Genomic DNA, 7,500 nt, shown 5'->3' with positions numbered 1-7,500 from the left:
ATATACATATTAACCAAAACAAATCTAAATTTGTTTTGGTCGATAGATAAAAAGAGAGGTGAAAAATGAAATATAATTTATTAAAAAAAGAAGCGGCTCCTACATGGGAACTAGCTAAAGAAAAGCTTATAAAATCTATTTTTTTGGATGAAAACAGAATCAATGGGGAATATGTAAAAGCATTCCCATATGACTATAATCCAGAAGTTCATGTTGTCTATGAGGGAGAACTAAAAGGACCATATATTATTCAACCTGATTTTACTATATATTTTCTAAATGATAGAGAACAAATAGAAAAAGGATATCAAAGCCTGAGAACAGGTGAGATCCTGGAAGGGGATAAAATAAAAATTATCCCATCTCCAGGACAGTTTTATACCTGGGCTGGAAATGTCTGGATATATGATAAACAAATGGAGATAGACAGTATAAATAATAGAATTAAGATAATTGAAACTGACTTAGAAAATACACAGGCCAGATTAGATTCCAGGGAAAAATTAGGAATGAAAGTATCAAAGCCAGATCCTGAAATAGTAAGGTTATTGCAGCTTCATGCAGATACTTCCCAAGAGCTTACTTTAATCTAAAATAGGAGGGATTATTTGGAATACAATATTACACTAGACTTAATCACATACATCATAGTCTTAATTGCATTTGGCACTATAGGTAGCTGTTATCAAGCATATAAAGATCAGGGAACTACTAAACCATTCTGGGCTAGGGTTATATGTGGAGCGTTTGCAGGATCGGTCACAATGCTAGTTGTTTTTATGTTGGGATTAGAAGGACCACAGGCTTTTATCCATTTTGGCATAGCAGCTTTATTAGGCCTTTTATCTGAAAAAGGAGAAGCCGGAAGAATAGTAGATATGGTATTTAATCGAGGAGGGAAATAGATGAAAATAAATAAAAAAGGAATAGATCTCATTAAGCATTTTGAAGGATTTAGAGAGAAAGCATATTTGTGTCCTGCAAAAGTTTGGACCATTGGGTATGGGACTACTAGATATTGCAATGGGGATAAAATTAAAGAGGGAGATCGTGTATCTAAAGAAGAGGCAGAAGCATTATTAAAAAATGATTTGTCCTGGGCAGAAGGAACAGTCAATAAAAAAGTAAAAGTTAAAATCAATCAAAATATGTTTAATGCTCTAACTTCATTTGTTTATAATTTAGGCTCTAGTATCTTTAAAGAATCTAACTGTACATTGCTTAGGAAATTAAACAAGGAAGACTATACAGGAGCTTCTAATGAATTTAAGCGATGGAATAAAGCAGGTGGAAAAGTATTAAATGGGTTAGTTGCCAGAAGAAAATCAGAGGGGAATTTATTTATTAATTTATAGGGAGGGATTTTATGAAAGAACTATTTACAAATCCATTAGTATTACAGATATTGTTGGGGATTATATTATTCATTTTACCATCACCACTACTCAAGAGAACAGGAGACAAGGTAGGAGATGCAATTGAAGGTGTAGGAGGAGAAAAAGCCAGAGATGTAGCTTATAAGGTGCTTATTGATTTTGCTGAAGGACTAAAGAATTCAAAACATAATGGAAATATTAATATAACCTCTAATGATCAAATAGATAATGAATTAGATAAATATAAGGTGTCGCTGGGTTTGGAGGGCTCCATATCAAAGGAAAAGGATTAGAATTTAAAATAGATCCTATTCATCATAAAACTAAACTTTTTCAGTTTAAAATTTTTAGGAGGGCTAATTCTATAAGAGAATTATTTTTAGTAAATAAATGATAAAAAAAGATAGGGCATCCTATCTTTTTTTAGTTTTAATCTTTTATTTATATTTCTGCATATATTGCAATCGGATCAATAATAATTTCTCCTAAAGTTTTTCCAACAAAAGCATTCTCAATATCAATTAATGAATCTACTATATGACGAAAAGCCTCTTTAAAATTTCCTTGATTTGAGTCATCACTGTCTTTTGATGATGGTATATAGTCATGAGTCTGAGTAACTATTCCAAATAATGTAATTTCTGCTTCCGTTGAACGAGAAAATTTATTTATTAAAAAACTTTCAGATTCTTTTAAAAATTCCCTATTAAGCGTACTAGTAAAATCAACTGAATTTTTTTTCAATTGAATTTCAAACATATCATTTAATCCATAATCAGTAATATATTTTAATTTTTCTATAAACTCTTGATCAAATTCTAAATTATTTTCTTTTTTATATTCTTTTATTGACTGATTTAGCTTACTTTTAATCATTTTCTCAATTTTAACCTTTTTATTTCTATCTTTTTCTTGTGAAACCCTATGATTTTTTTCATTATCGAGTTTTTCTTTTTCATCGAAAAGACTCATATAAGCTATTGCATCTCCTAGATTATTAAATTCAGAGATTGTTTTCAACACTTCTCTTGAATCATTAAAAGTTACTTTTCCCTTAACTTTAATAAATTTTAAAGTTTCTATTTTTTTCATTTCATCTATTGAATAATCTTTCACGTCTATAACCTTATCTAATTCAAATAGTTTTTTTTCAAACATATTATATAAATAATCATGAAAAAATTTATTTTCATTTTTTTGGCTTTTTATTTTTAAAATGTCTCCTAATTCCTTCCCACTATATAATGGTCCTTTTTGTTGTTCTGTTTCAGTTTTTTCTTGTTCTTCTGTTTGAACGTAATTTTGAATTAATCCTTCAAATATTTGTGAAGCAATTGAATTCATTTTCATTTCATCTAAATAGATAAATGATTTAATTTTTTCCATTTCTTTTCCTCCTGATGTAATCTTTATAATGTTTTTTTCTTGTATCTATAATCGTTTTAATGCTAAAAATAGTAAGCCCTATCGAAATCAAAAAAGAAAGATATATTATAAATCTATTCATGATATTACCTCACTTTTTATAACACTATCTACAATAGAAAAACTAAAAATAATTGAAGATATTGATATTACTACTGAAGATATTAATATTGAAGATATATCAAAGAGATCTTTATTTAAATTAGAAAAAATACATATAGAAAAAAATATAGCAAATACGATTAGTAATATAATAGAAATCAATATTCTATTAGTTTTCCAATCTTTTTCAAGTACCTTATTTCTCTCTAATTCATTGATATTATTAATATTTACGATTAAACCTAAAATTATAAAGTCTAAAGGGTCGAATAAAAAATCCCAATTTTTTTCCTTTAAAACTAAAAAAATACAACCTCTTGCTATTAGTGGAATTAAACCAACTATAATGGTATATAAAAACCAATTTTTTAATTTCATGATTATTATTCTCCTTAAATTTCAAATATATTTATAATATATTGATAACACATTTTTTAAAAATTTGATACATTTAATTACTTTTCATGAATATTATGTAATATGTCTTTAGGGACTTTCATAATAAACCTCAATAAAACCATCCCTTAAAAGGACACTAAATCTAGTGTCTTTTTATTTTTTTCTAAAAATTTAAAAATAAATTTAATCTTGCTTTCCAAATTTGGAAAGCAAGATAGCTATTAATTTTATTAGGGTTTTTTGGTTTTTCAAAAGTGGAAAATCAAAATTGAATAAAAAACTCCTAAAATAAAATTGACAACGCGTCAACGGTGCGTTATACTCTTAATAAGTCAATTAAGAGGTGAGGTAATGGAAAAAAGAACATTAAAAATGATGTTTTCTAAATCAGGTTCAGGAAGTATAACAACGAGGTTAGCTATTCCTAAAGCTTGGTGTAACAAAATGAATATCGTAGAAGAAGATAGAGAAATAGATGTTTATTTTGATGAAGACAAAAAAGAAATAGTTATAAAAAAAAAGTAAATAAAAAGCTCCACCTCATCGAATAAAACGACTTAATGGAGCCATACAGTATAATACTGCCACCAACTCTATTATACTGTATAAACTCCTAAAATTCAATAGGAGGTACAGATATGAGAATGCAACCATTAAAAAATGGATTAATTGAAGTATTCATCAAAGAATTGGACATAAGGTTCTTTGTAACATCACAGGAGGAGGCTATCAAGATAGCTTTTAAGTTAGGTGGTGCAAAATGTTAATAAAAATTCAAACAAATGAAAAGGGAAAACAACTGGTATCAGCTAGAGAAATATATGAAAAATTAGGAATAAAAACTAGGTTTGATACTTGGATAAAAAGAAGACTTAAAAAGTATGGTTTTGTTGAAAACATTGACTTTACAACTGTCGCTCAAAAAAGAGCGACAGCTCAAGGGAACAAAACAGAGTCTATAGACTATATCCTAAAACTCAATGTAGCAAAAGAAATATCCATGGTAGAACATAATGAAATGGGAAGAAAGATTAGACGTTATTTTATCCAGTGCGAGGAAGATCTGACATTAGCATTGGAAGAAAGATTAGAAAAACTAGAACTAGAAAACAAAAGGAATAAAGACAAATTTAGTAAAAAAGAAATGAAACATATGTTTGAAGCTATGTTTCGTGTAATAGAACTAGCTGATGAACTCCACACCGATATAGCTAAGGTAGATGACTTACTAGGCTCTATCCATGAGAGAGAAGAATACATAGCTATGTTCTCTGACAATGTAAAGTATTTTGCTAAGGATAAATTTGATGGAGAGATATACAAAGGTAATAAATTTTGTAAGGTGAAGCCAAGATAAAATATAAAGTCTACCTTAATTGGTAGACTTTTCTTATTAAATATATTATAGGTGGGTGGCTAACGTTCTACCCTTAGAAAAATATAGGCTAAATTAGTTTTGACCACATTTTTAGTACAGATAAGTCATAAAATTAAAAAAAGAGAGGTTTCCCTCTCTTCCTGTGTGCCTTCTATGTGCCTAAAACTTGGTTACAATAAATTAAAATGAATTACAATAAATTAAAGTAGTCGTCTTTAGTTCAATAAAACCAACACATCTAGTAATAATAAATTACAATAGATTACTGGTTATCTTATTCCCACTCAATAGTTGCAGGTGGTTTAGAAGAAATATCATAGGTTAATCTATTGATTCCCTTAACTTCATTTATGATTCTATTAGATACTTTACCTAAGAATTCATATGGAAGGTGTGACCATGTAGCGGTCATAAAGTCTACTGTATCTGCTGATCTTAATACTGCTGTATATTCATAAGTTCTTTCGTCTCCCATTACTCCTACAGATTTTACAGGTAAAAGTACTACGAATGCCTGACTTACTTTTTGATATAGACCAGCAGCTCTTAATTCTGAGATAAAGATATCGTCTGCTTCTCTTAAGATATCAGCTTTTTCCTTATCTACAGCTCCTATGATTCTGATTCCTAATCCAGGACCTGGGAATGGATGTCTGTCGATCATATGATCAGGGATACCCAATTCTCTTCCAACTTTTCTTACTTCATCTTTGAATAATTCTCTAAGTGGTTCTAATAATTTAAAATTCATCTCTTCTGGTAATCCACCTACATTATGGTGAGATTTGATCGTAGCAGATGGTCCCTTTACAGATTGAGATTCGATAACATCTGGATAGATAGTACCTTGAGCTAAGAATTCTGCATCTTTCATCTTTTGTTTTTGCTCATCGAAGATTGCAATAAATTCATGCCCGATTATCTTTCTCTTAGTTTCAGGATCTGAAACTCCCTTTAATTTATCCAAGAATCTATCTTGAGCATTTACACATTCTATATTCATATGGTAGTGTTCCCCATAAGTTTTCATTACTTTTTCTGCCTCATTTTTTCTCATAAGACCTGTATCTACGAAGAAACAACTAAGTTGATCTCCAATGGCTTTATGGATAAGTACTGCAGCTACCGATGAATCTACTCCACCAGATAGAGCTAAGATTACCTTCTTATCTCCTACTTTTTCCTTTATATCTTTTACTGTTTCTTCAATATAGTTACCCAGTGACCAGTTCTTTTCACACTTACATACTTCTAACACAAAGTTTCCTAACATCTTAGTTCCTTCAGCTGAATGAGTTACTTCAGGATGGAACTGTACATTATAAATCTTTTTTTCTGCATTATATAGTGTAGCTGTAGAAGAATCTGTATGAGCTAATTTTTCAAATCCTGGAGCTATTTTTGTAACATGATCTCCATGTGACATCCATACTTCAGTCTCTTTTGATACTCCTTTAAAGAAAGGATTTTCTGTTCCATCAATTATTATTTTTGCTTTTCCAAATTCTTGCTTATCTGCTCTAGCTACTTCTCCACCTAATAGATGTTGAGTAAGTTGCATTCCATAACAAATTCCAAGGATAGGGATACCTAAGTCAAACATTGCTTTGTCTACTGTGGGAGCTCCTTCTAAATATACAGATGCAGGTCCTCCAGACAGGATAATTCCCTTTGGATTTCTAGCTTTTATCTTTTCTAAATCTTCATAATAAGGAACGACCTCGGCATAAACACCCATTTCCCTTACTCTTCTTGCAATCAATTGGTTATATTGAGAACCAAAATCTAAAATAACTATACTATTCTCCTTCATTTCATCCTCCTATAATAAAAAAAACTCTATATAAATAAGCACTCTGTATCTACAGTGAACCTATCCAAATAGAGCCTATACTTTTAAAACTTAGACTTTGGGTTAGAATTCACTCATAGATACTAATTTGAGGTTAGTCGTAGATACACCGGACCGTATTACCGATTTATATGAGTTATATTAATAATAAATTTTAAAAAATATTACCATGTATTTTCTAAAATGTCAATGTTTTAAAAGAATAAAAGTTTTGTTTTATTTAAGAATATACTACCTTTCTATGCCTTTCCTTGCCATAACTCCACAGTCATAATAATGTTTGATCTCTTTCATCTCTGTGACTAGATCAGCGGATTCCATAACTTCTTTAGGAGCATACCTTCCAGTTAATATAAGTTCCGTTTCTTTGGGCTTAATCTCCATCAAGTGTAAGATCTCTTCCTTGGTTATCAAATTAAAATATGTAGATACACAAATCTCATCCAATACAATTAAATCATATTTTTTACTGAGTAAGATCGCTTCTACCTTTTTATAACCTTCTTTTGCTTTGGCTATATCTAGATCAGTTATATGTTCAGGAGATATGATACAATTTTCTGTTCCAAATCTTTCTACCAGTACTCCTAATTTTTCCAAAGTATCTAGTTCTCCATATTTTTGCCCCTTCATAAATTGACCCATATAAACTTTTAAACCATTTCCTAATGCTCTTACTATAAGGCCTATACTAGCTGTTGTTTTCCCCTTACCATTACCTGTGTATACGTGTGTGTATCCCTTCATCTTTTCCTCCTCCACTTTTAAAGATATCTATCCTTTCGTTACAATGAGGGCATACAGATCCACTCATATTTATTTTTAATTCTATTCTTATTTATTTTTTAAAGTTTTATGCAAATGCACGACAAGAATATACTCCTTTTTTAAAAATTTGTCAATAAAATGTTCAATAGAAGTAGGAGATGGTTTGTAAAATGACTAATTATATGCTAATATTAATGGTA

11 protein-coding genes and 1 riboswitch are annotated in these 7,500 nt (G+C 29.8%); of the genes, 7 read left to right on the top strand and 4 right to left on the bottom strand.

Annotation, left to right across the window (positions count from 1 at the left end; all coding sequences use genetic code 11):
• The first annotated feature begins 65 nt into the window (after positions 1-65).
• Genes V5784_RS00630 through V5784_RS00615 form a run of 4 tightly spaced genes read left to right on the top strand, consistent with a single transcriptional unit; the run spans position 66 to position 1,669 of the window.
• The gene (locus V5784_RS00630; RefSeq protein ID WP_336887116.1) at positions 66-593 is read left to right on the top strand and encodes a hypothetical protein; all 528 of its coding nucleotides are present in this window, start codon (positions 66-68) and stop codon (positions 591-593) included.
• 15 nt (positions 594-608) lie between these two features.
• Positions 609-905, top strand: coding sequence for a hypothetical protein (locus V5784_RS00625; RefSeq protein WP_336887115.1), 297 nt, complete (start codon positions 609-611; stop codon positions 903-905).
• Complete coding sequence (locus V5784_RS00620; protein WP_336887114.1) at positions 906-1,355, top strand: lysozyme; 450 nt, start codon at positions 906-908, stop codon at positions 1,353-1,355.
• Between the two features lie 11 nt (positions 1,356-1,366).
• Entirely contained in the window at positions 1,367-1,669 is a 303-nt protein-coding gene (locus V5784_RS00615; RefSeq protein ID WP_336887113.1) for a hypothetical protein, read from the top strand.
• 148 nt (positions 1,670-1,817) lie between these two features.
• Here the strand turns inward: V5784_RS00615 and V5784_RS00610 are convergent, their stop codons facing one another.
• A complete protein-coding gene (locus V5784_RS00610) occupies positions 1,818-2,762 on the bottom strand; it encodes a hypothetical protein (protein ID WP_336887112.1) in 945 nt (314 codons plus the stop codon).
• Between the two features lie 117 nt (positions 2,763-2,879).
• Complete coding sequence (locus V5784_RS00605; protein WP_336887111.1) at positions 2,880-3,281, bottom strand: hypothetical protein; 402 nt, start codon at positions 3,279-3,281, stop codon at positions 2,880-2,882.
• A 372-nt stretch (positions 3,282-3,653) separates the two neighbouring features.
• Between V5784_RS00605 and V5784_RS00600 the strand changes: the two genes are divergently transcribed.
• The 3 genes from V5784_RS00600 to V5784_RS00590 all read left to right on the top strand — a co-directional run bounded on the left by V5784_RS00600 (position 3,654) and on the right by V5784_RS00590 (position 4,659).
• Complete coding sequence (locus tag V5784_RS00600) at positions 3,654-3,827, top strand: AbrB/MazE/SpoVT family DNA-binding domain-containing protein (RefSeq protein WP_336887110.1); 174 nt, start codon at positions 3,654-3,656, stop codon at positions 3,825-3,827.
• A gap of 113 nt (positions 3,828-3,940) precedes the next feature.
• A complete protein-coding gene (locus V5784_RS00595) occupies positions 3,941-4,069 on the top strand; it encodes a hypothetical protein (protein ID WP_336887109.1) in 129 nt (42 codons plus the stop codon).
• A complete protein-coding gene (locus tag V5784_RS00590; protein WP_336887108.1) occupies positions 4,063-4,659 on the top strand; it encodes an antA/AntB antirepressor family protein in 597 nt (198 codons plus the stop codon). Before V5784_RS00595 ends, V5784_RS00590 begins: the two co-directional genes overlap by 7 nt.
• Before the next feature lie 295 nt (positions 4,660-4,954).
• On the opposite strand, the gene guaA is transcribed toward V5784_RS00590, so the two are convergent.
• Positions 4,955-6,493, bottom strand: coding sequence for a glutamine-hydrolyzing GMP synthase (guaA, locus tag V5784_RS00585; RefSeq protein WP_336887107.1), 1,539 nt, complete (start codon positions 6,491-6,493; stop codon positions 4,955-4,957).
• 96 nt (positions 6,494-6,589) lie between these two features.
• Positions 6,590-6,687, bottom strand: a riboswitch (purine riboswitch).
• A 76-nt stretch (positions 6,688-6,763) separates the two neighbouring features.
• Entirely contained in the window at positions 6,764-7,279 is a 516-nt protein-coding gene (locus tag V5784_RS00580) for a cob(I)yrinic acid a,c-diamide adenosyltransferase (protein WP_336887106.1), read from the bottom strand.
• Between the last annotated feature and the right edge of the window lie 221 nt (positions 7,280-7,500).

Origin of the sequence: Psychrilyobacter sp., from assembly GCF_037132775.1 — a bacterium.
In the GTDB taxonomy this organism is placed as follows: domain Bacteria; phylum Fusobacteriota; class Fusobacteriia; order Fusobacteriales; family Fusobacteriaceae; genus Psychrilyobacter.
The sequence above is the reverse complement of the archived record's forward strand: the minus strand, read 5'-3'. Positions and strand labels throughout refer to the sequence as shown.